Raw genomic sequence first — 2,217 nt, 5'->3', positions numbered from 1 at the left:
GCCGCCGCCGCCTGGCTGCGCGGCGCCGACGCCGCGCTCCGCTCGCTGGCCCGCACGGTGCGGATCCTCGGCGACTTCGCCCAGCGCCTGCCCGCCGCCGCCCGCCGTTGGCTGCTGCTGCTCGTCGCCCCGCTGCCGGCCCGCCCGGTGGTCCGGGTGCCGTTCCCGCGCGCCAGCCGGGTCCGGGTGCCCGCCGAGTCCGTCCTGCTGCGCCCCGCCGTCCGGCGCGGCCCGCCGGCGCTCGCGCCGGCCTGCTGAACGACCCGCGCCAGAAGGTCCTCGGCCGGCCGTGCCGCCTCCGCGCCCGCACGCCGTTCCACGAGCACCAGGACGACCTTTCCCATGAGCACCTCCCCCAAGAAGACCCCCAGGAGCGCCTCCGCCGCCGAGCGCAAGGCCGCCCGCCGGGCCGCCACCGAGCGGATGCGCGAGGAGCGCGAGCGCGCCGAGCGCTCCGCCCGGATCCGCCGCCGCACCGTGGTCGGCGCCGCCTCCGCCGCCGTGCTCGCCCTGGTGGCGGGCGTGGCCTTCGCCGTCGGCGGCTCCTCCGGCTCCGACGACACCGCGGCCTCCGGCCCGCTGGTGGTGCCGGCCAACGCGGGCGGCGCGGACGGCACCGTGATCACCTACGGCAACGCCGACGCCCCGCACACCCTGGAGGTCTACGAGGACTTCCGCTGCCCGTACTGCGAGCAGCTGGAGACCACCACCGGGTCGACCATGCAGCAGCTCGCCGACGCCGGCACGTACAAGATCGAGTACCGCCTGGCGACCTTCCTCGACCAGGGCCTCGGCGGAAAGGGCTCGCGCACCGCGCTGGCCGCCGCCGGCGCCGCGCTGAACGAGGGCGTGGACAAGTTCAAGCAGTTCCACGACGTGCTCTACGCCAACCAGCCGGACGAGCGCGAGGACGCCTTCGCCGACGTCAACCACCTGCTCGACCTGGCCGGCCAGGTGCCGGGCCTGAAGACGGACGGCTTCGTCAAGGCGGTCCAGGACGGCACCTACCTGCCGTGGGCCAACCAGGTGAACAAGGCCTTCGACAAGACCGGCGTCACCGGCACCCCGACCGTCCGGCTGGACGGGCGGAAGCTGGACGTCTTCGCGGGCGGCGCGCCCGTCTCGCCCGGGACGTTCACCGCGATGGTCAAGCAGGTGACCGGATGACCGCCGCCGCCGAGCGCCGCGTCCACGGCGCGAGCCGCCCGTTCGCCCTGCTGCTGGTGATCGGCGGCGCGCTGGGCCTGTTCGCCTCGGCCGTCCTCACGCTGGACAAGATCCGGCTGCTGAAGGACCCGTCGTACGTTCCGAACTGCAATATCAATCCGATCATCAGCTGTGGCTCGATCATGCGCAGCGACCAGGCCGAGGCCTTCGGCTTCCCCAACTCGCTGATCGGCCTCGCCGGGTTCGCGGTGGTGATCGCGATCGGAGCCGGGCTGCTGGCGGGCGCCGCGTACCGGCGCTGGTTCTGGCTGGGCCTGCAGGCCGGCACGGTGTTCGGGGTCGGCTTCGTGACCTGGCTGATGTACCAGGCGCTGTACCGGATCGGGGCGCTCTGCCCGTACTGCATGGTGGTCTGGGCGGCGATGATCCCGCTGTTCTGGTACACCACGCTGCACAACCTGCGGTCGGGGATCATCCCGGTGCCGCGCGGCCTGCGCCCGGTGGTGCGGGAGGCGGCACGCTACCACTGGGTGGTGCCGGCGCTCTGGTACGCGGTGATCGCGCTGCTGATCCTCAAGCGGTTCTGGTACTACTGGTCCACGCTGATCTGACCCCCCGCCCGCCTCCGGACCCGCGTCGGCCCGGAGGCGGGCGCCCCGCGATCCCGGGCGAGGCCGCGATGTCGAAGATCGTTCTTTTCATGTCCGTGTCGCTGGACGGCCGCTTCGAGGGGCCTGACCACGACATCTCGTGGGGCCGCGTCGACGAGGAGGTGCACCGCTACCTCAACGCCGAGCTCGGCCGGATGGGCGGCTTCGTCTCCGGGCGGATCACCCACCAGCTGCTCGCCGACTACTGGCCCACCGCCGACCGCGACCCGGACCTCGAACCCTGGATGGCCGAGTTCGCCCGGATCTGGCGGGCGATGCCGAAGACGGTCTTCTCCCGCACCCTGCGGCGGGCCGACTGGAACACCACGGTGCTCCCCGAGGTCACCCCGGAGGCGGCCCTGGGCACCAAGGTCGCCTACTTCAACGACCCCGACGGCAC

At 73.3% G+C, this 2,217-nt stretch carries 3 protein-coding genes and 1 pseudogene; all 4 read left to right on the top strand.

What is annotated here, in order from left to right:
* Positions 1-258, top strand: a pseudogene (locus ABD308_RS06560) (hypothetical protein); the annotation flags it as partial.
* An 84-nt stretch (positions 259-342) separates the two neighbouring features.
* Positions 343-1,167: a DsbA family protein gene (locus tag ABD308_RS06555; RefSeq protein WP_344328748.1), complete on the top strand. Its 825-nt coding sequence runs from the start codon at positions 343-345 to the stop codon at positions 1,165-1,167.
* A complete protein-coding gene (locus ABD308_RS06550) occupies positions 1,164-1,778 on the top strand; it encodes a vitamin K epoxide reductase family protein (protein WP_344328738.1) in 615 nt (204 codons plus the stop codon). Before ABD308_RS06555 ends, ABD308_RS06550 begins: the two co-directional genes overlap by 4 nt.
* A gap of 89 nt (positions 1,779-1,867) precedes the next feature.
* The coding region (locus ABD308_RS06545; RefSeq protein ID WP_425554707.1) for a dihydrofolate reductase family protein at positions 1,868-2,217 on the top strand (350 nt) is incomplete at its 3' end.

Origin of the sequence: Kitasatospora putterlickiae (assembly GCF_039527695.1) — a bacterium.
In the GTDB taxonomy this organism is placed as follows: Bacteria; Actinomycetota; Actinomycetes; order Streptomycetales; family Streptomycetaceae; genus Kitasatospora; species Kitasatospora putterlickiae.
The sequence above is the reverse complement of the archived record's forward strand: the minus strand, read 5'-3'. Positions and strand labels throughout refer to the sequence as shown.

Excerpts from the sequence above, each read along its gene's own strand:
- ABD308_RS06555 (WP_344328748.1), top strand. The coding sequence starts at position 343 with ATGAGCACCTCCCCCAAGAAGACCCCCAGGAGCGCCTCCGCCGCCGAG.
- ABD308_RS06550 (WP_344328738.1), top strand. The coding sequence starts at position 1,164 with ATGACCGCCGCCGCCGAGCGCCGCGTCCACGGCGCGAGCCGCCCGTTC.